This is a genomic window from Anaerolinea thermophila (assembly GCF_020723905.1).
Lineage (GTDB): Bacteria > Chloroflexota > Anaerolineae > Anaerolineales > Anaerolineaceae > Anaerolinea > Anaerolinea thermophila_A.
The window spans coordinates 179,199-204,777 of record NZ_DYHZ01000004.1 but is presented as its reverse complement, the minus strand read 5'-3'; the positions used below and the strand labels follow the sequence as shown (position 1 = coordinate 204,777).

General features: G+C 60.1%; 25 protein-coding genes and 1 pseudogene. 20 read left to right on the top strand and 6 right to left on the bottom strand.

The genetic code is table 11. From position 1 onward, the window contains the following. Positions 1–587: 587 nt before the first annotated feature. From LHF31_RS07685 to LHF31_RS07640, 10 genes and pseudogenes are all read left to right on the top strand, one after another. Positions 588–1,238 carry a deoxynucleoside kinase gene (locus LHF31_RS07685; RefSeq protein WP_298008960.1) on the top strand — a complete coding sequence of 217 codons (651 nt, stop codon included), beginning with the start codon at positions 588–590 and terminating at the stop codon, positions 1,236–1,238. Between the two features lie 43 nt (positions 1,239–1,281). Continuing rightward, complete coding sequence (locus LHF31_RS07680) at positions 1,282–2,298, top strand: hypothetical protein (RefSeq protein WP_298008957.1); 1,017 nt, start codon at positions 1,282–1,284, stop codon at positions 2,296–2,298. Positions 2,299–2,472: 174 nt separating this feature from the next. After that, positions 2,473–2,898, top strand: a complete 426-nt coding sequence (locus tag LHF31_RS07675) for a GntR family transcriptional regulator (RefSeq protein ID WP_298008953.1) — start codon at positions 2,473–2,475, stop codon at positions 2,896–2,898. Between the two features lie 15 nt (positions 2,899–2,913). Continuing rightward, a pseudogene (locus LHF31_RS07670) lies at positions 2,914–3,892 on the top strand (slipin family protein). A gap of 128 nt (positions 3,893–4,020) precedes the next feature. Continuing rightward, positions 4,021–4,671, top strand: coding sequence for an SdpI family protein (locus LHF31_RS07665; protein ID WP_298008947.1), 651 nt, complete (start codon positions 4,021–4,023; stop codon positions 4,669–4,671). A gap of 107 nt (positions 4,672–4,778) precedes the next feature. Beyond that, positions 4,779–5,711 (top strand): ABC transporter ATP-binding protein, encoded by a 933-nt coding sequence (locus tag LHF31_RS07660; RefSeq protein WP_298008944.1) that lies wholly within the window; start codon positions 4,779–4,781, stop codon positions 5,709–5,711. After that, a complete protein-coding gene (locus LHF31_RS07655) occupies positions 5,708–6,535 on the top strand; it encodes an ABC transporter permease subunit (protein ID WP_298008941.1) in 828 nt (275 codons plus the stop codon). Before LHF31_RS07660 ends, LHF31_RS07655 begins: the two co-directional genes overlap by 4 nt. 229 nt (positions 6,536–6,764) lie before the next feature. Beyond that, positions 6,765–7,175, top strand: coding sequence for an Rrf2 family transcriptional regulator (locus tag LHF31_RS07650; RefSeq protein ID WP_298008938.1), 411 nt, complete (start codon positions 6,765–6,767; stop codon positions 7,173–7,175). Between the two features lie 8 nt (positions 7,176–7,183). Next, positions 7,184–7,441, top strand: coding sequence for a hypothetical protein (locus LHF31_RS07645; RefSeq protein WP_298008935.1), 258 nt, complete (start codon positions 7,184–7,186; stop codon positions 7,439–7,441). Positions 7,442–7,512: 71 nt separating this feature from the next. Further along, positions 7,513–8,151, top strand: a complete 639-nt coding sequence (locus tag LHF31_RS07640) for a hypothetical protein (RefSeq protein WP_303774039.1) — start codon at positions 7,513–7,515, stop codon at positions 8,149–8,151. Here the strand turns inward: LHF31_RS07640 and nth are convergent. Then, positions 8,102–8,815, bottom strand: a complete 714-nt coding sequence (gene nth, locus LHF31_RS07635; RefSeq protein WP_298008930.1) for an endonuclease III — start codon at positions 8,813–8,815, stop codon at positions 8,102–8,104. The two genes, LHF31_RS07640 and nth, sit on opposite strands and share 50 nt — an antisense overlap. Before the next feature lie 6 nt (positions 8,816–8,821). After that, entirely contained in the window at positions 8,822–10,345 is a 1,524-nt protein-coding gene (locus tag LHF31_RS07630) for a gluconokinase (RefSeq protein WP_298008927.1), read from the bottom strand. A gap of 102 nt (positions 10,346–10,447) precedes the next feature. Here LHF31_RS07630 and LHF31_RS07625 point away from each other — a divergent pair, with 102 nt between their 5' ends. The 3 genes from LHF31_RS07625 to LHF31_RS07615 are packed head-to-tail and all read left to right on the top strand — an operon-like array spanning position 10,448 to position 12,463. Continuing rightward, the gene (locus LHF31_RS07625; protein WP_298008924.1) at positions 10,448–10,822 is read left to right on the top strand and encodes a hypothetical protein; all 375 of its coding nucleotides are present in this window, start codon (positions 10,448–10,450) and stop codon (positions 10,820–10,822) included. Then, positions 10,800–12,197, top strand: coding sequence for a sorbosone dehydrogenase family protein (locus tag LHF31_RS07620; RefSeq protein ID WP_303774036.1), 1,398 nt, complete (start codon positions 10,800–10,802; stop codon positions 12,195–12,197). Before LHF31_RS07625 ends, LHF31_RS07620 begins: the two co-directional genes overlap by 23 nt. A gap of 17 nt (positions 12,198–12,214) precedes the next feature. After that, the gene (locus LHF31_RS07615; protein ID WP_298008918.1) at positions 12,215–12,463 is read left to right on the top strand and encodes a hypothetical protein; all 249 of its coding nucleotides are present in this window, start codon (positions 12,215–12,217) and stop codon (positions 12,461–12,463) included. A 78-nt stretch (positions 12,464–12,541) separates the two neighbouring features. Here the strand turns inward: LHF31_RS07615 and LHF31_RS07610 are convergent, their stop codons facing one another. Continuing rightward, positions 12,542–13,165, bottom strand: coding sequence for an RloB family protein (locus LHF31_RS07610; RefSeq protein ID WP_298008916.1), 624 nt, complete (start codon positions 13,163–13,165; stop codon positions 12,542–12,544). After that, positions 13,131–14,465 (bottom strand): ATP/GTP-binding protein, encoded by a 1,335-nt coding sequence (locus tag LHF31_RS07605; protein WP_303774034.1) that lies wholly within the window; start codon positions 14,463–14,465, stop codon positions 13,131–13,133. Before LHF31_RS07605 ends, LHF31_RS07610 begins: the two co-directional genes overlap by 35 nt. 152 nt (positions 14,466–14,617) lie before the next feature. Here LHF31_RS07605 and LHF31_RS07600 point away from each other — a divergent pair, with 152 nt between their 5' ends. Then, a complete protein-coding gene (locus LHF31_RS07600; protein WP_303774033.1) occupies positions 14,618–16,282 on the top strand; it encodes a hypothetical protein in 1,665 nt (554 codons plus the stop codon). 11 nt (positions 16,283–16,293) lie between these two features. Beyond that, positions 16,294–17,199, top strand: a complete 906-nt coding sequence (locus LHF31_RS07595) for an ADP-ribosylglycohydrolase family protein (RefSeq protein ID WP_298010661.1) — start codon at positions 16,294–16,296, stop codon at positions 17,197–17,199. Positions 17,200–17,208: 9 nt separating this feature from the next. Here LHF31_RS07595 and LHF31_RS07590 read toward each other — a convergent pair whose 3' ends face one another. Then, a complete protein-coding gene (locus tag LHF31_RS07590; RefSeq protein ID WP_298010663.1) occupies positions 17,209–18,138 on the bottom strand; it encodes a hypothetical protein in 930 nt (309 codons plus the stop codon). A gap of 129 nt (positions 18,139–18,267) precedes the next feature. Here LHF31_RS07590 and hydA point away from each other — a divergent pair, with 129 nt between their 5' ends. From hydA to LHF31_RS07565, 5 genes are read left to right on the top strand one after another with little or no spacing between them, the layout of a single operon-like run. Beyond that, the gene (gene hydA / locus LHF31_RS07585) at positions 18,268–19,683 is read left to right on the top strand and encodes a dihydropyrimidinase (RefSeq protein WP_298010674.1); all 1,416 of its coding nucleotides are present in this window, start codon (positions 18,268–18,270) and stop codon (positions 19,681–19,683) included. A 3-nt stretch (positions 19,684–19,686) separates the two neighbouring features. Then, positions 19,687–21,285, top strand: coding sequence for a hypothetical protein (locus LHF31_RS07580; protein ID WP_298010677.1), 1,599 nt, complete (start codon positions 19,687–19,689; stop codon positions 21,283–21,285). Further along, the gene (locus LHF31_RS07575; RefSeq protein ID WP_298010679.1) at positions 21,282–21,881 is read left to right on the top strand and encodes a hypothetical protein; all 600 of its coding nucleotides are present in this window, start codon (positions 21,282–21,284) and stop codon (positions 21,879–21,881) included. The genes LHF31_RS07580 and LHF31_RS07575 overlap by 4 nt, the downstream gene beginning before the upstream one ends. Then, on the top strand, positions 21,878–23,065 hold the full coding sequence (locus LHF31_RS07570; protein WP_303774029.1) for a glycosyltransferase family 4 protein: 1,188 nt from the start codon (positions 21,878–21,880) through the stop codon (positions 23,063–23,065). Before LHF31_RS07575 ends, LHF31_RS07570 begins: the two co-directional genes overlap by 4 nt. Continuing rightward, on the top strand, positions 23,062–24,453 hold the full coding sequence (locus LHF31_RS07565) for a proton-conducting transporter membrane subunit (protein ID WP_298003661.1): 1,392 nt from the start codon (positions 23,062–23,064) through the stop codon (positions 24,451–24,453). Before LHF31_RS07570 ends, LHF31_RS07565 begins: the two co-directional genes overlap by 4 nt. Before the next feature lie 4 nt (positions 24,454–24,457). Here the strand turns inward: LHF31_RS07565 and LHF31_RS07560 are convergent, their stop codons facing one another. Next, positions 24,458–25,237, bottom strand: coding sequence for an alpha/beta hydrolase family protein (locus LHF31_RS07560; protein ID WP_298003664.1), 780 nt, complete (start codon positions 25,235–25,237; stop codon positions 24,458–24,460). Positions 25,238–25,579: the final 342 nt, after the last annotated feature.

Sequence of the window (25,579 nt, the reverse complement as noted above, 5' to 3'; positions counted from 1 at the left end):
CTTTTGTACTCCCCCTTCCAAACTTTGTGGAAGGGGGGAGTTTCTTTTTTCCCCATATATTCTTTTCCCCACAGGAATGAATCAGGAATCGTCGTAATCGTAGAGGGTGTGGATATGTGGATTTTAAGGTTTGAGAAGCCTGTTTAACCCCAGATATGGGGGGAGCGGATATTGGTTCCCTCGCATCTTCGGCTGAATCGCGGAAAAGTTATCCACAGGTGAGTGGTGGAGAACCCGTGGAGAATTTCTCCACAGATCGGGCAAAGTTATCCACACGCCGAAATAACGCAGGATTCGCAAAACCACCCCCATATATGGGGGGTGGCGCTACAGGGCAGAAAAGACTCATTGGACAAATTTTCGATAATTATCCACAAACAGAGGGGGTTATCCACAGTTTTTCGCAGGTTATCCACAGTTTTTGTGGAAATTGAGGAAAAATGCCAATCCGTATTTAGGGGACCATTTGTTCGATTCGCACTGCCGTTTTTCTCCACAGGGAGATCTCTTCGCCCGTCTCCCCGCCCATTCTTAAGGTTGGAAATATGGTATATTAACGCCATCACCCTCACTCTGGAGCGATTCTCATGTATCTGGCAATTGAAGGTGTCATCGGTGTTGGCAAAACCACGCTGGCGCGTATGCTGCAGCCTGCCTTTCAAGCCAACCTTCTTCTGGAAGTCTTTGAAGAAAACCCCTTCCTCAGCAAGTTTTACGAAGACCGCGCCCGCTATGCCTTTCAAACTCAGATTTTCTTCCTGCTCAGCCGGTATCATCAACAGCGGCGCGGCATTCCCGAACTGACGGCGGGCGGGCGCAACCTCATCTCCGATTACACCTTCGACAAGGATGCCCTGTTTGCGCGCATCAACCTGGAGGGGGATGAACTGGAGATGTACTACCGCGTTCACGAAGCCCTGGCGGAGAAAATCCAGCCCCCCGATTTGATTGTCTATCTGCGCGCCTCCACCGACCTGCTGATGGAGCGCATTACCCGCCGTGACCGCGTCTATGAGCGCAACATGGAGCGGGCGTACATTGACGAACTCAACCATGCCTATGATGAATTTTTCCTCTCCCCCGACAGGCTTTCCTCGCCCGTGCTGACGCTGGACGCCAACGTGCTGGACTTTGTGCGCTATCCTGAAGACCTGCGCTGGATTGAGAACCGCATCCGCCAGGCGCTGGAACTGCCCCCCTACCAGCCCGAACTTCCTCTGCCTTTGCACGGCGATTGATTCGGGCATCAGACGGTGCGGTGAGAGAGAAAGGGAGGAAACCATGCGAATCACTCGCGAGACTCTGATGCGCATTGCCCGCAGCGCCGCCGATGAGCGCACGCGGGTCAGCCGCCGCATTCGCTGTATTTACCTCACCGGCTCACTGATGGAGGAGGAACCTCTGCTGGGCGGCACCGCCGATGTGGACCTGGTAATCATTTACGACACCGAACCCAACGCTTCCCGCGAAATTGTGCCGGTGACCGATGAGGTGCATCTGGATATTGCCTGTTTCGCTCAGGAGACCTTCCGACAGCCGCGCCATTTGCGCACCGATCCCTGGCTGGGACCGTTCATCTACGCCAAGCCGCTGGTGCTGTTCGACCCTCAACACTGGTTCGATTACATTCAAGCCGCCACCGGCGCGCAGTTCTGGCAGGCTGATTACACCCTGGCGCGCGCCCGCGCCTTTGCCGAACAGGCGCGCCGTACCTGGATGAACCTGACCCTGCAGAGCGAACCCAGCCACGCCCGAAGGCTGTATGCCTATCTCAAAGCCATCGAAAACGCCGGCAACGCCCTGGTGAGTTTGCACGCCCTGCCGCTGGCAGAGCGGCGCTTTCTGATGCACCTGGAGCGTCATCTTCAGCAGGCGGGCTGGAGCGACCTGTACGCTCAAATGGTTGCCCTGCTGTCCGAAGAAATCGAGGTCAACGATGCCCAGTGGCAGGCATGGATAAACTCTGCCACCCAGGCCTGGGATCAGAGCGCGAATCAGGAATCCTTGCCCCCGCGTCTGCACCCTGCCCGCCGTGCTTACTACCTGAAGGCGGCAGGTGCCCTGTGGGACAGTGCTCCTTCGGCGGCGTACTGGCTGTTACTGCGGGTGTGGACGCTGGCGGCGGCGCATTTACCCGCCGGCTCGCCTGATCTGCAAACCTGGCAGGAGATGACCCGGCAGGTGGGGCTGGATAAAAGCCGTTTTGCCGCCCGTCTCGAGCAAATGGACGCCTTCCTCGATCGGGTGGAGGAGACCCTGGACCGCTGGGGAGATGCCCACGGCGCCACCCTGGGTTAAACAGCAGGAGAGCCAGCCTGCGACTCAAGAAAGAGAACGTTTGCCGTCCCCCGCCGGATTGCCCTGCGGGGGACGATTTTTTTTGCTTTCCCTTCAGATTCCCCTTGACTTTTTGCTCCAATAAATATACAATTCAATCAATGATACAATGATACAATATGGGAGAACAAAGGATTGAACGGATTTCGCGGTTTTCAACTCGATTTTCGTTCTGGCGTGCCCATTTATGAGCAGATTGTTACTCATGTGCGGCGGCAGATTGAGAGTGGCGCACTCAAGCCGGGCGATCAACTGCCTACGGTACGGCAACTGGCGCTGGAACTGCGGGTCAATTTCAATACGGTGGCGCGGGCGTACCGTCTGCTGGACGAGGCGGGGCTGATCTCCACCCAGCAGGGGCGCGGCACCTACATTCTGGAACAGCCCCCGCCAGAACACGCCGAACGACTGCGTCAAATGGCGCTGGAAGAGATGACCGAGGATTACCTGCTGAGCGCCCTGCGCCGCGGGTACGATCTTGAGGAAATCGAACGGGTCTTTCATCAGGCGGTGCAACGCCGCCGGGAAAGAGAAAAAGGGTCTGAAAGAGAACAAGGTTAAAAGGAGAGTGTAAAAATGAGTCAGACTGTTCACACAAAAGAAGAAAGCAAGAGCCACCGCGAAGGAAAGGAAGAGGCACTCACCCAGCGAACGCGCTCCGCGCAGGATGCCCATGTCAATCCGCTGGCAGTAGCGTTGTTTATCCTCTTCATCACCGTTGGGGTGGTGCTGGCGGCGGTGATGGATGAACGCGGCGCCAGCGATGGCGCGATTCTGGCTGTGGTCCTGCCGCCGACGCTGATCGGGCTGTACATTTTGTTTGCCTTCCGGATGGCGCGGCAGTGGGAGAAAGCCGTCATCCTGCGGCTGGGCAGGTTCCACGGCTTGCGCGGTCCGGGTGTGTTCTGGATACTGCCCATTATCGACTCCATTGCCACATGGATTGATCACCGTGTGATGGTGACGCCTTTCAGCGCCGAAAAGACCCTCACCAAAGATACCGTTCCTGTGGACGTGGACGCCGTGCTTTTCTGGGTGGTGTGGGACGCCGAAAAAGCCGCTCTGGAGGTGGAAGACTACCGTGCCGCCATCACCTGGGCGGCGCAGACTGCCCTGCGGGAGGTCATCGGGCAGATGCCACTGGCGGATATTCTGGTGGGACGGGCAAAGATGGATGCCGACCTGCAGAAGATCATTGATGAGCGCACCACTCCGTGGGGAGTGACGGTGCAGTCGGTGGAGATACGCGACATCATCATTCCACAGGGGCTGGAAGATGCCATGAGCCGTCAGGCGCAGGCTGAGCGCGAACGTCAGGCGCGCGTCATCCTGGGCGAAAGCGAGAAGCAAATCGCCGAGAGTTTTGCCGAAGCCTCGCGGGCATACCAGAACAATCCCACCGCTCTGCATCTGCGCGCCATGAACATGCTCTGAAGGGTTGAAGGAAAAAGGTGCGCTGGTCATCGTGCCTTCCAGCGCGGTGGACACGATGAATCTGGGCGGGCTGAGCGGGATGGTCTCGCTGAGTCAGCAGCAATTACCGAAAGAAGAATAAGGTGCCCGGCAGGCTCAGCCAGCGCAGGGAGCGCTGTTCTGCAAGGCGAGCCTGCCGAACGTTAAAAATCGGAGAAAAAGGAAACTGCGGTTAGAAGGGGTGTATTCGTACTGTCATGGAGGAAAACGATGACTCGAAAAGCGATTAACCTGACGATTCTGTTGATGGTGCTGGCGATGCTGGCGTTTGGGGCGTGGGCGTACCCGCGCCTGCCCGAACAGACGCCCTCGCACTGGAACGCACAGGGCGAGGTGGATGACACCCTGCCGCGCCTGTGGGCGGTTCTGCTGATACCGCTGATGACGCTGGGGATCGGCTACCTGCTGGTGTACATCCCCGCTATTGACCCGCTGGGAAAGAACGTGGAGTCCTTCCGCAGGGTGTATCACGGCTTTATTGCGGGGTTCTGCGTGTACATGGCGTACATCCACGTGTTGACCCTGCTGGCGGGGCTGGGGGTGGCCTTCAACATGACCCTGATGCTTTTACCCGCCATGGGGTTGCTGTTCATCGGCATTGGCAGTCTGCTGGAGCATGCCCGCCCGAACTGGTTTATCGGCATTCGCACGCCGTGGACGTTGAGCAGTGAAGCGGTGTGGGTGGAGACGCACCGGGTGGGGGCGTGGGTGTTCCGCGCCGCGGGGGTGCTGTGCGTGCTGGCGGCGTTTCTCCCGCCGATCATCTCCATCTGGGTCATTCTGGCGGCGTTGCTGGGCGCGGCGCTGGGTACGGTGGTGTATTCGTACTTCGTCTATCGCCGGTTGAATCAGAAGGAGTAAATGTTTCACGTGAAACATTTTTCAAGGGTGTGAGATCCCTGTTTCACGTGAAACATCTCTGGAACCTTATGGCTGAAGGCTTCACGTGAGACGCTGGAGAAATCGTTATGGAAACCATTGCCGTTCAACATCTGGTGCATGCCTTTGGCGAGCGCCGCGCTCTGGATGACCTGTCCTTCACCGTCGGCGAAGGCGAGGTGTTTGCCCTGCTGGGTCCGAATGGGGCGGGCAAGACCACCACAGTGCGCCTGCTCAACGGGCTGTACCGTCCCACTGCAGGTACGATTCGCGTGCTGGGGCTGGATCCATCTGTGCAGGGTGGGCAGGTGCGCGCTCAAACGGGCGTGTTGACCGAATCGCCTGCGCTGTACGAACGCCTCACCGCCCGCCAGAACCTGCGCTTTTTCGGCGAGATGATGGGAATGCCCGCCGCGGACCTCAGGCGGCGCATGGACGACCTGCTGGGCTTTTTTGACCTTGCCGACCGCGCCGATGAGCGCGTGGCGACCTTCTCCAAGGGGATGAAACAGCGCCTGGCGCTGGCGCGGGCGCTGCTCAACCGTCCCAAAATCCTCTTTCTGGATGAGCCGACCGCAGGGCTTGACCCGGAAGCCTCGCGGCAGGTGCGCGAACTGATTGCCTCTCTACGCCGCGAAAACGGGCAGGCGGTCTTCCTGTGCACGCACATTTTGACGGAAGCCGAACGCCTGTGCGACCGGGTGCTCATTCTCAACCGCGGGCGCGCCCTGGCGATGGGCTCGCTGGAAGAACTCCAGCGCCGCTTCAACCCCGGTGTGTGGGTGGAGGTGCAACTGCTCGAACCGCATCTCATCCCGGCGGGGGAACTGCCTTTTGCCCTGCAGGTGCAGGCGCAGGACGCGCTTCTGCGGGTGCAGGTCTCCCGCGTGGAGGACATACCCGCGCTGGTAAGCCGTCTGGCAGGTCTGGGGGCGCCCATTGTGCGCGTCGAACCTGCGCGTCCCTCACTGGAGGATATTTACTTTACCCTGCAGGCGCAGGCGGAGGAGGAAACCCTATGAATCTGCAAAGACTCTGGACGCTTGCCCGGAAAGACTGGGCGGATGCTTTCAAGAACACCGCGGTGGTGGTGCCCATGATCGTGCTGCCGTTGATTTTCGTGGTGCTGATGCCCGTCCTGTTCATCATCGTTCCGTCGCTCTCGCCGCAAATGTCGCAGGCGTTCGTCAGTGATCCCGACATCCAGCCGTTGCTGAACAACCTGCCCGCCTTCCTGACGCCCTACACGCAGGGGCTGGACGTCCAGCGCACCGTCATCGTCCTCATGCTGGGAATGATGCTGGCGCCCATGTTCCTCATCCTGCCGCTGATGACCTCGACCGTCATCGCCGCCGATTCCTTCGCCGGTGAGCGCGAGCGCAAGACCATCGAAGCCCTGCTGTACACCCCCGCCAGCGATGTGGAGCTGTTCTTCGGCAAGGTGCTGGCGGCGTTCCTGCCTGCGCTGGGGCTGACGTGGGGCAGTTTTTTGGTGTATACGCTGGTGGTCAATCTGGCGTCGTACTGGACGATGGGGTGGGTGTGGTTCCCGATTCCCACGTGGTACCCGCTGATTTTCTGGATTTCTCCCGCCCTTTCTCTGCTGGGGACAGCATTCACCGTGCTGATTTCGGCGCGCAATCCCACTTTCATGGGGGCGTATCAGTTGAGCGGGGTGCTGGTGGTGCTGGTGCTTCCTTTGCTCTTCGGGCAGATTGCAGGGGTGGTGTACCTGACGGTGGAGGCAGGCTTGCTGGTGGGTGGGGCAATCTGGGCAGTTGCCCTGGCGCTGACCCGCCTTGCGGTGCGCGGTTTCAACCGTCAGCGTCTGCTGGCAGGTTTGTAATAAAGTATTATTTACCTTAATAGTATATAATGCAAAAAAAAAAAAACAGGGCACTGCCCTGTTTTTTTGCACCAGTGCCCTGAAGGGGTTGCGTGTCCCATTATTTTTGACGCTGACGCTTTTCATCACAAGAGGATGTGATATCTATCACTTGTCGGATAAAATAGAGTTAAATAAACTTATTTATAATCTTGAGAATTTCTATCTTTATTTCCGAAAAGGGGTTGATATGCAGATTACCCGACAGGCTGATTATGCGCTCCGCGCGATGGTTTATCTGGCACGATTATCTCCCAATCAGCGGGCGGCAACCAGTCAGATTGCCGAGGAACAGCACATCCCGCCTTCTTTTTTAGCGAAAATTATCTCCCAACTTTCCATTGCCGGGTTGATTCACACGTCCCGGGGTGCGCGCGGCGGCGTGTCGCTGGCGCGTCCGCCCGAAGAGATCAGCGTTCTGGAGGTGGTGGAAGCCATTGACGGTCCCATCGCTATGAACGAGTGCACCTCACCCTCCGGGGCGTGTGAGTTTGGCGAAAATTGCCCGATGAAACCCATCTGGTGCGATGCGCAGAAGGAATTGATTGAAAAACTGCGCCGAACCACCTTTGCAGCGGCACTGGCATCTCAACCGCGCTGATTTGAGAGATGCGCACTACACCGGTTGCCCGCAGTTGGGTGGTGATGATGCGTGCCGGTTTTGCGGCGCTGGACTGGGGCAATGGTCTGTACCTGGATCTGGTGCGCGGGCAGTTCTTCACTGCCAGCGAACAGGAGGTCAGCCATCGCGCCAGCGACGCCGACCTGGACTGGCTGGTGCGTCTGGGGTGCATTGAAGGCTACGACCGGCTGAATGTGTACCTGAGCCACCTGCCTGAACCGCCTCACGAAGCGGAGACGCCGTAATTTTTTTTGCAGGTTTCCCATTGCCCTCTGCAGGGATGCAGAGGGCATTGCTGTGCCTCTGGAGGAGAAGAATGTCAACCCTGTTGCACGCATTGAGACGTTACCGCTGGCAGTGCATGCTTGCCAGCCTGGCTTTGATTGCCCTGGTGGCGGCTTTTGCCCCGCTGGAGAAAACGCTGGGCGAACGCATTCGCCTGGTGTACTTTCATGGCGCGTGGGTGTGGATGGGGAAGATTGCCTTTGCCCTTGCCGGGTTGAGCGGCATCGCCGCAGTGGCGTTGTCGCTGACGCGTTCCGGGCGCGCTTCTGGCTGGGCAGAAGCCTCGCTGGCGCTGGGACGCACCGGACTGTTCTTCTGGCTCACCTATCTGCCGGTCTCCCTGCTGGTTCAGCAGATCAACTGGGGCGGCATCTTCTGGGACGAGCCGCGCTGGCGCATCCCTGCCGCGTTTGGGGTGGCGGCGGTGCTGGTGCAGGTGGCGCTGGCGCTCTTCGACCTGCCCTGGCTGACCGGACTGATCAACGCCCTCTTCGGCGCGGCGCTGTGGATGGCGCTGGGGAGGGCGGAGAACGTTCTGCACCCCGATTCGCCCATCTTCAATTCCGGTTCGGCGAACATGGCAGGGATTTTCCTCGTCCTGCTGGCGCTCAGTCTCCTTTTTATGGGGCAGTTTGCTCTGTGGATGCGCGACCGCCGTCCTCCTGCCTGACGTATGCGCACACCGCACGCAGGGGGCAACGGGGACAGTCGGGCTTGCGGGCGTGACACACTTCCCGCCCGAGGCGAATCAGGTTGAGGTGACCGGCGGCGTACTGTTCGGGGGTGAACACGCGGGCAAGGTACTCGTGGGCGTCTTCGGCGCTCATCTGCGGCGGGCGCAAACCGATGCGTCCGCTGACGCGGTGCACGTGCGTATCCACCGGAAAGGCAGGCTTGTTCAGCGAGAAGAGCAGGACGATGGCGGCTGTCTTTACCCCCACGCCTTTAAAGCGCAGGAGCCACTGGCGGGCTTCATCGGCGGGCAACTCCTGCAGGAAACTTAAATCCAGCGAGCCGCGCTCGGCGGTGATCTGCCGCAGGACTTCCTGAAGGCGCGCCCCTTTCTGATTGGCTAGCCCCGCCGGGCGGATGGCTTCGATGACCTCGGCGGTGGGCGCGTCGCGCACGGCTTCCCAGGTGGGGAAGCGCTCCCGCAGGCGCTGATAGGCGAGATCGCGGTTGCGGTCGTTGGTGTTCTGCGAGAGAATCGTGGAGACCAGTTCATCCAGCGGCGGCAGGGGATTGCGCCATTCGGGTATGCCGTACACCGCTTCCAGAATGCGGTACACCGTCTGAGCGCGCTGGATGTGCAGGGGGTCAGGCGAGGGGGTCATCACGGGTCACCTTTCCAGTGGGGATGAGTTAAGGTCGGCAAGCGCATCGTACAGGGGGAGCAGGGCGCGGTAGCCTGACTGCGCCAGCGGATAGAGGCGCCGGTAGGCTTCCTGCGCGGCTGGTTGGGGGGGCACCGTCTCGACGATGGTGATGCGCTCAGGCAGGCTTTCGAAATTGCTGAGCGCGCCGGCGGCGCGCATTGCCCAGAACGCCGCCCCACGGCTGGAAGTCTCGCCGCTGGCGGGCAGGCTGAGGGGATGTTCGAGTGCCGAAGCCACAATGGAGAGCCACAGACGCGAGCGCACGAACCCGCCCGAGGCGCGGATTTCGGACAGGCTCAAGCCGGTTTCTTCCAGCATCTCCAGCACGGCGCGCAGGCGGAAGGCAACCCCTTCCAGCACCGCCCGCGCCAGATGCGCCGGACGATGGGCAGGGGTTAAGCCGAGAAATGCCCCGCGCACCTGCGCATTCCAGTCGGGACTGCGCTCGCCGTTGAAGAAGGGCAGGGCAATCAATCCCTCTGCGCCGGGGGGAACCTGCTCCGCCAGCCTCAGCAGGTCTTCCACGCTCAACGCGGGGGCGCCGGGGAAGGATGTCAGCAGGTTGCGCAGCACGCTCAGCGCCAGCCCGCCGTTGTTGATGGCACCGCCCACCAGAAAGCGCCCCGCTTCCACGGCGTAGCACCAGGACCCCTGCGCGGGGTGGAAGCGCGGCTGGTCAGAGAACAGACGCAGGGCGCCGCTGGTGCCGATCATCAGCACAGATTGTCCCGGGCGCACGGCTCCGGCGCCGAGATTGGAGTTGACCCCGTCACTGCATCCCGGTGCCACCGGTGTGCCGGGGAGCAAACCCAGAGCCTTCGTCAGCGGAGAGGGACGCAGGGGAAAGACGGCATCGGGGGGGTGAATCTCCGGCAACTGCGCCGTTCCGATTCCTGAGAATGCCAGCGACCCGGCGTCCCACGTCAGCGTGTGCAGGTTGAGCCAGCCGGTGCTGGATGCCATGGAGGGATCGGTAACCCAGACGCCGCACAGGCGGTAAAGGGCGTAATCTCGCAGGGTGACAAAGCGCGCGGTGCGCCGGACTATTTCGGGGTGGTTTTCTCTCAGCCAGCGGGCTTTGTAGAGCGGGTACATGGGGTGGATGGGACAGCCCGTCCGGCGGTAGAGCGTCTCGCCTTCTGCTGTGCCGCGCAGTCGGTCTGCCTGCAGTTGGGCGCGGTTGTCCGCCCAGGTCATCACGCCGGTGAGGGGCTGGTTGCGGGCATCCACTGCCAGCAGGGAGTGCATTGCCGCGCCCAGCGAGAGTCCCGCCACATCTGCGGGGGAAATGCCTGCCCGCTCGAGGACGTCCCGTCCTGCCTGGGCTATCCCCGCCAGCAGGGCTTCGGGATCCTGATCGGTGGTGGACTGATGGGGAGGCAGGCGGTAAGCCCCGGTGCCTTCCGCAATCAGGTTGCCGCAGGCGTCCACAAGCGCCGCTTTACACGAAGAGGTGCCTGCATCCAGTCCGAGGAAGTAAGATGCCATTGAAGATAAGTATATCAAAAGAGCATCGCCTGCCGGAATCGTGTACACCCCTGCTTGTCAAACCCCTCGGGGCTGGTATAATCTTTCTAACGGAGGTCTGCGATGCCCGAAAAATCGCGCCAAATCGTTGTGGGGGGTGGGGGATTTTTTCGCACGCTTTCCAATCAGGTGCGTTTGATTGCCCGACTGGTAGCGGATCGCCGCGTCTCGCCGCTGGTGAAGATTCTCCCCATCGCCTCGGTGGTGTACATGTTCATCCCTGCCGATGCCTTGCCTCTGCTGCCCTTTGATGATGCGGCGGTCATCTGGCTGGCAAACTCCCTCTTCATCGAGATGTGCCCGCAGGATGTGGTGGAAGAACACCGCCGCGCCATCGAGGGCGAGGTAGACATTCAGGTGGTTTCGGAAACGCCAAAACCTGAGGACGAGAACATTATAGACGCGGAATTCCGCGATGAAGGTCCGCTCAATTCTTAATGGTGGCAAGGAGGCTGATTTGGGTTTGATGCGTCGTTTGTTTGCTGTGTGCGTTCTTTTCGGGGTGCTGTTATCTGCCTGTTCGCCGCAGGCGACGCCCTCTGTGCAACCCCCCACGACCACTGCTCCGGCGCCCGCCGCGCCGACGGCTTACGCTCCGCCCGCTGGCGATGTCCCGGGTGGGACGGCGCCTGCCCCGGAGGGCTACCAGCCCCCCGCGGACAATCCTCCCGCGCCCACGCAGGTGTCCTATCCCGCTCCCGGCGAGGCGCCTGCGGCCGGGGTGAGCCAGTTCCCTGAAGTGGCTCAGTTCGGCTGGGTGCAGGTGGCAGCGGGCTTTGAACGTCCCCTGGATGTGGCAGACCTCAGCGGGGATGGTTCGCGTCTGCTGGTGCTGGAACAGCGCGGGGTCATCTCGCTCATCGAAAACGGCGCGCGGCGGGAGACGCCCTTCCTCAATATTGTGGAACGGGTGGGATCTTCTGGCAACGAGCAGGGTTTGCTGGGTATTGCCCTGCATCCGCGTTTTGCCGAAAATGGTTTCTTTTACGTCAACTACACCGACCGCAAAGGCGATACCGTCATTGCCCGCTTTACTGCCCTTCCCGACCGTTCCAGCGCCGATCCTGCCAGCGAGAAGGTTCTGCTGTGGGTGGATCAACCGGCGGCAAACCATAATGGCGGTGGACTGGCGTTCGGTCCCGATGGCTATCTGTACATCGGGCTGGGCGATGGCGGTCAGGGCGGCGATCCATGGGGGAATGCGCAGAGTTTGAAGACGCATCTGGGCAAACTGCTGCGCATCAGCGTGGATGGCGGTGAACCTTACGCCATTCCAGCCGACAATCCCTTTGCAGATGGTCAGAAGGGGCTGGCGGAGATCTGGGCGTACGGGTTGCGCAATCCCTGGCGCTTTTCCTTTGACCGCCTGACCGGCGACCTGTACATTGGCGATGTGGGGCAGAACCTGTACGAGGAAATTGATTTTCTACCCGCCGGTTCGCCGGGCGGTGCCAACTTCGGCTGGGATTACCGCGAGGGGCTGCATCCCTATGAGGGGACGCCTCCCGCCGATGCCGTGCTGATTGACCCGGTGGCGGAGTACCCGCACCCCGAAGGCTGTTCGGTGACGGGCGGGTTTGTCTATCGCGGCGCGGCGCTTCCGGAGTTCCAGGGGGTGTACCTGTACGCCGATTACTGCAACGGCAAGGTGTGGGGTTTGCTCCGTCAGGCGGATGGCACGTGGAAATCGCAACTGCTCTTCCAGTTGGGCGGGGTTTCGGTCAGTTCGTTTGGGCAGGATGCCCTGGGCGAGGTGTACATCACCGATCACCAGAACGGGGCGGTGCTCAAACTGGTTCGTCAATCGCAGTAGTTTACAGGAGGTGATGCATGGCTAAACGAGTGTGGCAAACCATTAAGGTGCAGTACTGCCGGCATGTGGGACGGGAAGTCTCGCTGGAAGCGGAGGTGATTTACCCTGACGAGCATCTGCCCGATCAAAAGCCGCGGATTGTGGCGCACCGCTGTTCGCGCGGCGCCGAGTGCGGCTTGATGAGCGAGGCGGCGTGCGTGTGGGCGGGCACCAACCCGGACGTGGATCCGTTTGCCGAAAAGCCGGATACCCCGCCAGAAAAGTAAATAGATCCCTGATCATCTCCACGGGGGCAGAGTTATCTGCCCCCGTGTGTGGTTTTGTAGTGGGGAAAACAGGATTTCCTATAGGATATGCCTGTTCAATTCTTCCACCAGAAGATGTACGGTCGTGCTGGGGTCGTTCTTTGCAGGATTATGATGATTGTAGGAGGCTAACAAATTCCGGGCGTTTCTGATGGCTGTTTGTTGATAGGGGTACAAATCATCATATACCGAAGAACTGTTTTTCTCGTATGGTTTTCCCAGATACTGGCTTAGTTTGGAGATATATTGTTGCCGATCTATTGGTGTATTATGGTAGGCAAAATGCAAAAGATACCATAATTCAAAACACTGATTGGAATAAGCCACTTTTATCCCTGATTGCTGTGCCACTTGAATGGCTTGATTGAACTGATTTACAGGAACATTGTCGTAGTCAAACACAACCCATATCTGGTCATAATCCCCATTTTTCTGGCAGTTCTGAGCGTGCTTGACAATGTCCAGAGGACTTTTTCCCAGTCCACACACTTCCACAACAATATTCACTCGAAACCGATTAAAATAATTAGGCTCAGTTTGTTTGCCTTCGCACACAATCAAGATGCGTTCTCTGAGGTTACGCGTTGCGGTCGAACGCTGGCGAAGTGGTTGTCCTTTGGGGGAGAGTTTATTGCGACCGCTCGGCTTCGGTGTTCGTGTCATGCTTCAGCATCTCCTCGACAAATGGGCGTAATCCTCCCAGCAAGGGAATACCTCCATAACGTCCGGCAAGGTAATTTTTCAGGTAAGAAGCATCTTTACGCTCTTTCATCTCAGCCAGTGAATACAGTTCTGAGGCACCAAAGCGATTCTTCTGAGTAAACCACACCTGATCTCGTCGTAACAGACATTCGCCCAGCAGACCGGCGTCGTGTGTGGCGAAAATTAACTGCGCGTTGTAAGGATTGGTTTCGGGAGAGTTGAACATGCGTACAATTTCGCGGGTGAGGCTGGGGTGCAGGCGAGCATCCAGTTCATCAATGACCAGCACATTGCCTTTCTTTAATGTATAGAAAAGCGGTCCCAGTAAAAAGAAAAACTTCTGGGTTCCGTCTGATTCTTCGTCAATATCGAAGTTCTCGCTCCCGACAAATGTTTCCCCTTCATAAACGGGGTGCCTTGTTTCCACGGTTTGAATGGATAACTCATCAGGTGTTTTGCCTTCTTTTTCCGCAATTTCCTGAATGAGTTTGCGTAGTTCGGCTGGAAATGAAGCACTATCCAGCACTTCACTTTTAACTGATAGATCGGTTATACCGGTATCAGCCATGCGCACCATTTCCCGGGCAAACCGGCGGAAGGTTTCATCCTTTTCCATTTGTTCCATTGTATAGGGCGCGTAGAACTCATCCTTAAGCCCTGAAACTACCCGAAGGCTCTTGCGGAACCAGTTCAGCAATTCAACTGCCCGCGGACTGTTGAACTGCGCCATCACGGAGAGAAACAGGGCATTTGTGCGGGTCATTTCCTGAAGTTTTACCGGGGCTTCCCGCCTGAAGGAGGTAGAAACTTCGTATTGATCCTTTTCCCGGATAAATAAAAGACTTTCACGCTGTACGGTCTGGTATAGCCATTCGCCGTGGACTTGTTCTTCATCCAGTTCAAAACCGTAGCGATAACGTTTACCGTTTAGAGAAAAAATGATCTGAAAGAAGGCAGGTTTCTGGCGTGCTTCCCTGCTCAGTCGAAAGCGATCAACCGGGATCTTTTCTCCGGATTGAAATTCTGTCGCCGAATCGAGAACAAACCGGCGCATAAATCCGATTGCTTTCACCAGATTGCTCTTTCCACTTGCGTTGGCGCCGTAAATTGCCGCGCTGCGCAGGAGTTTAAGACGATTAACCTCGAACAGATTGTCCGTGTTTAATCGAGAATCTTTTTCTTTCAAAGGAGTGGCAAGCAGGCTCAGGATAACCGGTTGAGAAAAAGATCGAAAATTGGAAACGCTAAATTCTATTAACATAATTAGCCTTTTTTGTGAAAAATTCGAAAATTTTTGTATTTACAATTGAATAATACAGTATTTAATCAGTTGTGTCAAGAATGAATTTTTTTCATTCCTGAGGCTCTCCCTCTTTCCGACTCGCGCTACAATACATGTACAGGGAGAATGCCATGGCACCTTCAGTGATTTCCAGACGAAGTGTCGTTTTGTGGGGTTTGCCCCTCATCGTGCTGTTCCTGTTGAGCGCCTGCAGTGCGCCTGCCACCCCGACTCCTGCTCCTGCCACCGCGCCCGGAGAAGCCTTTTTCAAGCCGTCCGGTAACTGCGCCGCCTGTCATCAGGGCTTGAAAGACAGCACCGGTGCGGACGTTTCCATTGTCCCTGAGTGGCAGACCAGCGTGATGGGCAACGCCGCCCTCGACCCGTATTTCCGCGCCAGCGTGCGCATGGAACTGCTCAACGCGCCGCAGTACGCCGATGCCATCCAGTCCAAGTGCGCCACCTGCCACACGCCCATGGCGCGCGTCACTCAGGAGGCGCAGGGTGAATCTACCGCGCTTCTGGGCGAGGAGGGGGTGCTGGCGGAGGGACATGTGCTGGGAAAACTGGCGCTGGATGGCGTGTCCTGCACGGTCTGCCACCAGATTCCTCAGCCGCCTGCCGGTGAACTGCGCCACAGCGGTAATATGGCAATTGACACGGTCACTGCAATGGGAGAGCGTCTGCTGTACGGGGCGCTTCCCATCAGCGAGCAGAACCGCCAGACCATGCAAGCCGCTTCAGGATACCTTGCCGTGCAGAGCGAGCATGTGCGCCAGTCGCAGTTGTGCGCCACCTGCCACGAACTGTACCTGAACTACATCACCGCCGATGGCTCGTTGAGCGGAGAGGATGCCCTCTTTTACGAGCAGACGCCCTTCAGCGAGTGGCTGGCTTCGGACTTTGCGCAGCAATCGTCCTGTCAGGACTGCCATATGCCCGCCGCGGCAGGCTCTGCGCCTGTTTCCAACATCACCCCGCAGAATACCTATCAGCCCTTTTACCGCCACACCTTTACCGGCGGCAATGTCTTCCTGCTCACCCTGCTGAAGGACGGCAAGGTGGAGGGCGTGCGCAACCCCGGCGGCACAGGGCTGGATGCTCACATTGCCCGGACCACCGAGTACCTGCAAACCCGTACTGCCACTCTTGCCATCACCTCACCCCGGCAGGAGGGCGATAACCTGGAGTTTGCCGTGCGCGTGGACCTGCTCACCGGACATAAGTTCCCCACTTCATTCCCCTCGCGGCGGGCCTGGCTTCATGTCACCGTGAAGGATGCGTCCGGCAGGGTGGTGTTTGAGTCGGGCGGGTACGAGCGCGACGGGAAGATTTACGGCAATGCCAGCGATGAAAACCCCGAAACTTATGAACCGCATTACACCCTCATCACCGCGGCAGATCAGGTGCAGATTTACGAGCCGGTGATGCAGACCGAAACCGGTAAGGTGACCACCTACCAGTTGCTTGCCGCCTCGTACATCAAGGATAACCGACTGCTACCGCGCGGCTTTAACAAGTCCCAGCCGCCCCGTGTTTCGGCAGTGGTTGGCGATGCCCTGAACGACCCCGATTTTACCGGCGGGGGCGATACCGTGCAGTACCGCATTCCCGTGAACCCGGCTGGCGCGCCTTTTACCATTGAGGCGGAACTGCTTTACCAGTCGGTGAGTTACCGCTGGGCAAAGAATGTGCTCGACACGCAAAGCGCAGAAGCCCAGACCTTTGGCGGCATGCTGGCGCAGACGGGGAATGTGCCGGTCATGGTTGCCTCGGCAAGCGCGCAGACCCGGTAGGAGGTGGCTGTATGGATTTGTTGAACCGTTTTCGCGGTTGCCTGCTGGGACTGGCGGTGGGCGATGCCCTGGGGACGACGCTCGAATTTCGGGCGCGCGGCAGTTTTGAACCTCTGACCGATATCGTGGGCGGGGGAGTGTTTTACCTGAAACCCGGGCAGTGGACGGATGACACCTCAATGGCGCTGTGTCTGGCGTCCAGCCTGGTGGAGTGCAACGGTTTCGATGCTCGCGATCAGATGGAACGCTACTGCCGGTGGCGGGATGAGGGGTACTGGAGCAGTACGGGGTACTGTTTCGACATTGGCGGGACGGTGGCGGCGGCGCTGGAACGCTACCGGCTGACGGGAGAGCCGTTTGCCGGTTCGACCGACCCGTATTCTGCCGGGAATGGCTGTATCATGCGCCTGGCGCCGGTGCCCCTGTTTTATTACCCCGATCTCGATGCGGCTGAGCACTACAGCGCCGAGAGTTCGCGAACCACGCACGGCGCGGCGGAGTGCGTGGATGCCTGCCGTTTGATGGCGCGCATGCTGGTGCGGGCGCTGGCTGGTCAACCGAAAGAACAGGTCCTGCTGGGCGATTCCGAGACCTTCCGCGGCAGTCCACGCATAACCGCCATTGCGCGCGGCAAGTACATGGACAGACCGGAGGCGAAAATTCGCAGTTCGGGGTATGTGGTGCATACGCTGGAGGCGGCGCTGTGGTGCTTCTGGCACAGCCAGAGTTTTGCCGATGCCGTCCTGCGCGCCGCCCATCTGGGCGAGGATGCCGACACCACGGCGGCAGTGTGCGGGCAATTTGCAGGTGCTTTTTATGGGGAGGCGGGCATTCCCGCCCACTGGCTGGAGAAGATTGCCCTGCGGGAGGAAATCCGCGCGCTGGCAGATCGGCTGGCGCAGGGAAAGCCGGGCTGAATCCACGCTTTAAAGTTCCAGCGTGCGCTCGATGCGTCCCTGTGCCAGATTCCACAGGTGGATGGCGCCGGTGCTGACCAGCACTGCCAGCGTCTGCCCGTCGGGGGTGAAGACCATGTCGTACACCGGATGGCTTTCTCGAAACTCGGCAATCACCGCGGCGCGGCGCATGCGATCGCCGCTGGTGCGGCGCAGGTCGAGAAACTGTACCGAAAACGGTGAGATGGCTGGATCCACTACCGGCTCCCACACGCTTACCGCCAGCACGGCGGGCAACAGGGGGAAGAACGCCGCTACACCCGAAAATCCGCTGACCCATACATCCTGTTCGATGTGAGCGCTTTCCAGATTGATCAGGGTGAGGTGGTACATCTCATCCGGCACAAGCACCTGAAGCGGGGGAGGAGAGAAGGAGAAAAACGAGGGGGGCTGGTGGCGGTTGACCTTGAATTTCAGCCGCCTTCCGCCGCTGGAAATGTCCAGCACATAGCCGTGCGCCCATGCCTGACCGGTGAACTCGCCAGCCAGAGTGATCAGCAGGGAGCGGTCGTCGGGCGCCAGCGTGCAGGCTTCCAGACGGGCATGGTAGCGGGGGTCCTGTGCAAAGCGGAAATTCCAGACCGTTTCGCCGGTGAAAGCATCTTGAAGGTCGAGTTGCAGGGTGTAGGGCTGTTTGTGCACCAGCACCCGCTGGTGCAGGGGAAATGTGTCCGGGTTTAGCGCGGTGAGCGCCATTTCCTGACCGGTCTGGAGCGCCCATGCTTTCACGCCTTCGGGTGTCTGGGTGAGGAGGGTGTCTTCATTCTGAGAAAGACCAATCCAGTGCCCATCACAGACGGCATGCAGATTGCCGCTGGAAATATCCCACACCATCACTTTGCCCTGAGGGGTGGCGTGAAACAGCCACTTTCCCGAAGGGGAAATTTGCAGAGGCTTCATGGGACTCTCCCGCGCAGTTCGAGTGTTGCAACTATTTTAATGTTTATATCACGAATTGTGGTTTGGTTTATACTTGAAATCATCCAAAAAAGTTGCAATGGCAATGCCAGCCGGAGACTGGAGGACACTATGAGTCTGTTGATTCGAAATGGCACACTGATTACCGCCGCGGAGACCTTCCGCGCCGATATCCTGATTGAGGGGGAGAAAATTGCCGCCATAGGCGCCAGCCTGAGCGCCCCCGATGCCGAAGTGCTGGATGCGGAGGGCAAACTGGTGCTCCCCGGCGGGGTGGATGTGCATACCCACTTCGACCTGCCCATGTTCGGCACGGTTTCTTCGGACGATCACTACACCGGTCACAAGGCGGCGGCGTTCGGCGGCACCACCACGGTGATTGATTTTGTCAGCCAGGATATGCCTGCCCTGCGTCAGTGCGTGGAAGCCTGGCATGCCCGGGTGGGCGGCAAAGCGGCGGTGGATTACTCGTTTCACATGAACATTACCCGGATCTACCCCGACACGCTGGCGGAACTGCCCACTTTGCTGGAAGAGGGCATTTCTTCGATCAAAGTGTTCACCGCTTACAACAACCGCCTGCGCCTGCCCGATGACGACATTCTGCGGGTGATGCGTGTGGCGGGAAAGCACGGCATTCTCACGCTGATGCACGCCGAGAACGGCGATGTCATCGAATTGCTGGTTGCCGAAGCGCTGGCGCAGGGACACACCGAGCCGATCTGGCATGCGCGTACCCGTCCGGCATGGAGCGCGGTGGAAGCCGTTCTGCGCGGCGCGGCGCTGGCGGGCATGGCGGAAGCGCCGCTCTACGTGGTGCATATGAACGCCGCGGGCGAGGTGGATATGCTGGCGTATGCCCGCGATCAGGGTGTTCCGGTGATGGGGGAGACCTGCCCGCAGTACCTCTTCTTCAGCGAGGAAGACCTGCAGCGTCCCGACGGCGCCAAGTGGATTTGCTCTCCGCCGGTGCGCACGCCTGCCGATCAGGAACGCCTGTGGCAGGGGCTGGCGCAGGGCACGCTGCAAGCCATTGCCACAGATCACTGTCCTTTCTTTTACGACGGCACACAACCCATTGAGTACGAGGGCAAACGGGTTGCCATCCCCGGCAAGGAACTGGGCAAAGACGACTTTACCCGCATTCCCAACGGCTTGCCCGGGGTGGGCGATCGTCTGCCCATTCTGTGGACGTACGGCGTGGGCGCGGGACGGCTCACCCCCAATCAATTTGTCGCTCTCACTGCCACCCAACCGGCGCGCATCTTCGGGCTGTATCCGCAGAAGGGCGCCCTGCTCCCCGGCGCGGATGCCGATATCGTCCTCTGGGATCCATCCCGGCAGGTGACCTACGGGGTGCAGTACGCTCATCACCGCACCGATTACAATCTTTACGAAGGCTGGGAGTTGCAGGGTTTTCCCGAAACGGTGCTGTTGCGCGGACAGATAATTGTACAGCGCGGGGAGTGGCGCGGACGTCCCGGCATGGGACGCTTCCTGAGACGAACGACCGGAGAGGTGATTTAACCCTTGCTGGCGCTGATTCCTCCGTCTTTGCTTCTGCTGGGTACGCTGGTCATTTTCATCCTGCGGCGTACCCGTCCCGGCGTGGGCTACGCCTGGCTGAGCGGTGTGTTGAGCGCTCTGCTGGCGAGCGCCTTTTTGCTCTTCCTGCGCTGGCATCTGCCTCAACAGGTGGTGGCGCAGAACTGGCTGCCCCTCTCCCGGTTCACCGATTCCCCCATCTGGGGGCTGGACAGCATTTCGTGGCTGTATACGATGAGTTTGAGTCTGCTGGCGCTGGGAGCGCTTTTGACCGCTTCGGCGCGGCTTCAGCGCGATGTCAGCCCGCCGGCATGGGCGGGCATTCTCAGCATTCTGGCGGTTGCCATGCTGGCGGTGTATGCCGTCAATCTGCTCAGCCTGGTGCTGTCCTGGACGTTGATGGATCTGATCGAACTGGTCATCCTGCAAGCCAACAGCCGCGAACGCCGCATTGGACTGCAAACCGTCACCGCTTTTGCCGTGCGGGTGAGCGGCAGTTTTCTGGTTCTGACCGCCATCCTGCTGGTGCGCGGGCAAAATTTACCCCCCACTTTTGCCTCGCTCCCGCCGCGTGAGGCGCTTCTCCTGCTCTTTGCCAGCGGATTGCGTCTGGGGGTGCTTCCTCTGCACCTGACCGCGGTTCAAAGCCCTGTGGCGCGACGCGGATTGAGCACCGCCCTGCGGATGGCGTCTGCCGCTTCGGTTCTGCCAGTGCTGGCGCGCCTGCCCGCCGAAGCCATTCCGACGGAGTGGCAGACAGGTCTGCTGGCGCTTCTTGCACTGGCGGCGCTCTACAGCGCGGCGGCGTGGCTGACCGCGCCGGATGTGCTCACCGCGCGCCCCTTCTGGCTGATTGCCACAGCAAGCATGGCAGTGGTCTGCGTGGTGCATGGTCAACCGTCTGCCAGTCTGGCGTGGGGCATTTTGCTGATTCTGCCCGGATCGGTGTTTTTCCTGTATTCTGCCACGCAGCCGGGGACGGTGGTCTTCCCGCTGATTGCGCTGGCGGGCATGTCGGGTCTGCCGTTTACGCCACTTTCGGCGGGCTGGAGCGGGGTTCTACCGCGCGCCTTTTCGCCGCTGGAATGGGCGTTCCTGCTGCCCCTGCCTTTGCTCCTGCTGGGGGCACTGCGCTTTGCCTTTGTGGAGGGAGATTCCCTGCGTCAGATGGAGCGCTGGATTCAGGTGGTCTATCCGCTGGGGCTGATGGTGCTGATTCTGGGTTACTGGCTGGTGGGGGTGCTGGGCATGTCGCTTTACCCTGCGCGCGAAAGCCTCATCGGCGGCGGGGCAACGCTGGGGCTGGTGGCTTTGGGATGGGGGGCTGCCATTCTGGCGCGCCGCCGATTTCCAGCGTGGTTCGAGTCGGAAGCGGTGCGGCGCTCCGGTGAGCGGATCGGGGCGTTCCTCTCCGACTTTTTCGGGCTGACATGGCTGTACCGCCTGATCGGCTGGCTGTATCAGCGGGTGGCGGGCGTGTTCGACCTGCTGTCCTCTTTGCTGGAGGGGAGCGGCGGCATGCTGTGGGTGTTCGTGTTGCTGGCGCTGTTCGTCTCGCTGGTGCGCGCGGAGGTGACGCGATGACGCTGGAGTGGGTCTTCCGCGGGGTGGAACTGGTGGCGCTGATGGCCGCCATTTATCTTCTGGTGGGGCAGGAATGGCGGCGCGGGCTGATGGCGCTGGCGGTGGTGTATGCCGTTGCCGCCGCGTATATCCTGTGGGTGTGGTCGCCGGGGCTGGCGGCGGTCAAACTGGTGACCGGCTGGATGGCAGTGGCGGTGCTGGGTGCGGCGCAACCTGCCGGCGACTGGCGCGAATTGCCCCCGCCGGGATGGGTGGGTACAACCTTTTATCTGATTGCTTCCGGGCTGGTGATTTTGCTGGTGTACTCGGTTGCACCGCTGGCGGTGGCTTACTTTCCCGTGCCTGCGCCTGCCATGCGGGGCGGGCTGATTCTCATCGGGATGGGCATGTTGCACCTGGGGATGTCCACGCGACCTTTCCGTGAGGTGGTGGCGCTGTTGACGGCGCTGGCGGGTTTCGACCTGTTGTACACCAGCGTGGAGCAGTCTGTTCTGGTGGCGGGGGTGCAGGCTTTTATCACCCTGGGGCTGGCGCTGGTGGGGTCTTATGTGGTCTCGGCGCCATCCATGCGCCCGGGAGAGGAAGAACAGGGATGAGGGTCTTGCTGATTCACAACGATTATCAGCAACTGGGCGGCGAAACGCTGGCGTTCGAAGCCGAAGCCAGTCTGCTTCAGCGGGCAGGGCATGAGGTCATCTTCTACCGCCGCACCAACGAGGAACTGCGCCGTGCCGCGCCTTTGAAGAAACTGGCGCTGGGGCTGAGCGCGGTGCATGCTCCGCGCGCGGTACGCGAGGTGCGCCGTTTGATTCGCAATACCCGACCCGAAGTTGCCCATGTTCACAACGTTTTCCCGCTGATTTCTCCGGCGGTGTACCGCGTGCTGGCAGAGGAGGGCGTGCCTGTGGTACAGACGCTGCACAACGTGCGTTTTCTCTGCCCGAATGGATTGTTCTACACCCGCGGGGCTATCTGCGAGCGCTGTAAATGGGGCAATACGCTGCACGCGGTGCGCTGGCGCTGTTACCGCAACAGCGTGACCGCCAGCGCGCTGTATGCGCTCTCCATCGGGGTGCACCGCCGCCGGGGAACGTTTGCGGGCATTACCCGAGCCATTGCGCTGACGCCTTTCACCGCGCAGAAAATGGTGGAAAGCCGCCTGTTCCGCGCGGATCAACTGGACGTGCTGGGCAATTTCATTCCCGATCCTCTGCCAGAAGCGCGCCCCGCCCCGCCCGTGCACGGATACGTGGCGTTTCTGGGGCGTCTGTCTGAGGAAAAGGGAGCGCACCTGCTCATCGAAGCGGCAAGACGCCTGCCGGATGTGCCTTTCCGTCTTGCCGGGGATGGACCTCAGCGGGAGGCGCTGGAGCGCATGGCACGCGGATTGCCAAATGTGGAACTGACGGGCAAAATTTCTCCCGACCGGCGCTGGGAGTTCCTGTGCGGGGCGGCGCTGGTGGTCATTCCGTCTACGGTGTACGAGCCGTTTTCGCTTGCCGCGCTGGAAGCCATGGTGTGCGGGGTGCCGGTGATTGCCGCGCGTCTGGGGGGACTGCCGTATCTGGTTCAGGATGGGGTGCAGGGACACCTGTTCACCCCCGGCAGTGCCGCTGAACTGGCGGAGCGCATCCGGGATGTGCTTGGCGACCCCGCCGGTGCACATCACATGGGGCAGGCGGGCAGGCGCCTGGTGGAAGAGCGCTTCACCGCCAGCCATCATCTGGAGGGGTTGATGCAGATCTATGGCAAAGCCATGACCGAAGAGGTGCGCCGATGAACGCTCCGCTGATCTGGGTGGTGCTGCCGCTGGTTTTTGCCGTCATCCTGTGGCTGTTGCGCTGGCGCGAGGGCTGGGTGACGCGCCTGGGGGTGGGGCTGTGCCTTCTGCTGGCGCTTCTGGCGTGGCTTGTGCCCATTGATGCAGGCTTCCGCCTGTTTGGCAGGCGCTGGGAAATTGAGTCTGCTCTGGCGCTGGCGGGGCGTCAACTGGTGGTGGGGAACAATGACCGTCCCCTGCTGGTTTTCTTTTACCTGATTGCGGCTTTCTGGTTTGGCGGCTCGCGTGAGGCGCGCGCTCACCGCTTCATGGTGCCTTACGGGCTGGCGGTGGCGGCGCTCCTGCTGGCGGCGCTCTCGGTTCAGCCTTTCCTCTACGCCGCCCTGCTGGTGGAACTGGCGGTGCTGTTGAGTATCCCGCTGGTGTCGCCGCCGGGAAAACCGGTGGGAACGGGGGCGCTGCGTTATCTCATCTTCCAGACCTTTGCCATGCCGTTTGTTTTGCTGGCAGGCTGGGCGTTGAGCGCGGTGGAAGCCAACCCGGTCAACACCTTTTTTCCCCTGCTGGCGGAGGTTTTTCTCGGGCTGGGGTTTGCGCTGTGGCTGGCGGTCTTTCCCTTTTACACGTGGATGCCGCTGGTGGCAGAGGAAGCCGATCCGTATCCGCTGGGGTATCTGCTGATGCTTTTGCCCACGACCTTCCTGCTGCTGGGGGTCAAGTACATCAACGCGGTGACGTGGTTGAAGAATCTGCCCGAACTGTGGGAGGTTCTGCGCCTGAGCGGGGTGGTGATGATTGTCACGGCGGGAGGCTGGGCAGTGTTCCAGCGGCATCTGGGGCGGCTGTTTGCCTACGCGGTGATCATCGAAACCGGCATCTCCCTGCTGGCGTTGAGCCTGAACACCCCCGAAAGCATGGAAATCTTCGCCATGCTGTTCCTGCCGCGGGTGCTGGCGCTGGCGCTGTGGGCGCTTTCGGCTTCGGTTCTGCAGGGATTGCACAGGAGTTTGCGCTTTGAGGATCTGGAACGCGCCGCCGAAACATCTCCCTTTGCCTCGGCAGGGCTGGCGGTGGCGTATCTTTCGCTGGCGGGTTTGCCTTTGCTGGCAGGTTTCCCGACGCGATTCCTTCTGCTGGAGGCGCTGGCAAGCCAGAGCCCGCTCAGCGCCGTGCTGGCGCTGGCGGGCATGGGTGGTTTGCTCCTGAGCGGTTTCCGGGTGCTGGCAGTGCTCACCGGCGGGTACTTCGGTCCACGTGAGCCGCGGGAGACGCCTTTTCAAGCCCTTCTGATTGGTGTGGGCGTGGCGGCGCTCATCCTTCTGGGATTTTTCCCGCGCCTGCTCTTCCCCGCCATGCTGGGGCTGGTGCCTGCCATCCTGATGCCTTAAGCCTTCAGGCGATTTTCTTCAGCGGAAGCCTTTGCAGGAAGACCTGAATCTGCTCGTCCCAGTATTTCCACGAGTGGTCGCCCGGTCCTTCCCGGTAGGTCAGCGGTAGACCCAGTTGAGTGGCGTGGTCGCGGAAGGCGCGGTTGGCGGGGAGGAGGAAATCCTCGGTGCCGCACCAGGCGTACATGTCAGGCAGGGGTTTGCCGGAGGCTCTGGCTTGCTCTGCCAGGGCAAAGAGGTCGTTGGCACTGCCGCGGTACTCGTCCAGCGAGCCGAAGATGCGGTTGAGTTCCGCCTGCCATTCGGGGGTGGGATCCTGATATGCCAGCGCCATGTGGAGGGCGCCGGAAAAACTGGCGGCGGCGGCAAAGCGCTCGGGGTGGGAGAGGGCTAACTTGAAGGCGCCGTACCCGCCCATGGACAGCCCGGCAACAAAGGTATCCTCGCGCCGATCGGAGAGGGGGAAGAGCGAGCGCATCACGTAAGGCAGTTCCTCGGAGACGTAGGTCCAGTAGCGGTAACCGGCTTTCATATCTGTGTAGAAACTGCGGTGTACCGCTGGCATGACGACGGCAAGGTCGTAGTCTTCGACGTAGCGCTCGATGGACGTGCGCCGCTGCCAGATGGTGTGGTCATCCGAAAGCCCGTGGAGCAGATACAGGGTGGGGTGAAGGGAGTCGTCGCGCACGCCCGCGCCTTTCCACGGGCGCAGGGGCAGGATGACATCCACTTCCACGCACAGTTGCAAGGCTTGAGAGAAGAAGTCGGCATGAATGAGTGGCATGGTGAACCTCCTTGTGAGAGTATTGTACACCAGACCGGGGTTCTGTGTCTTTGGGGATTTTTACCGCCAAGGGGCAAAGAGCGCAAAGAAGGAGGGGGGTACTGCTGAGGCGCGGAGGGCGCAAAGAAGGAGGGGTGTTTACCGCAAAGGTGCAAAGAGCGCGAAGAAAGAGGGGGGTTACTGCTGAGGCGCAGAGGATGCGAAGAAAGAGGGTTTTTACCGCAAAGGCGCAGAGGACGCGAAGAAGGAGGGGTGTTAAACGCCAAGGCGCGGAGGACGCGAAGAAAGAGGGGTGTTTACCGCAAAGGTGCAAAGAGCGCGAAGAAAGAGGGGGGTTACTGC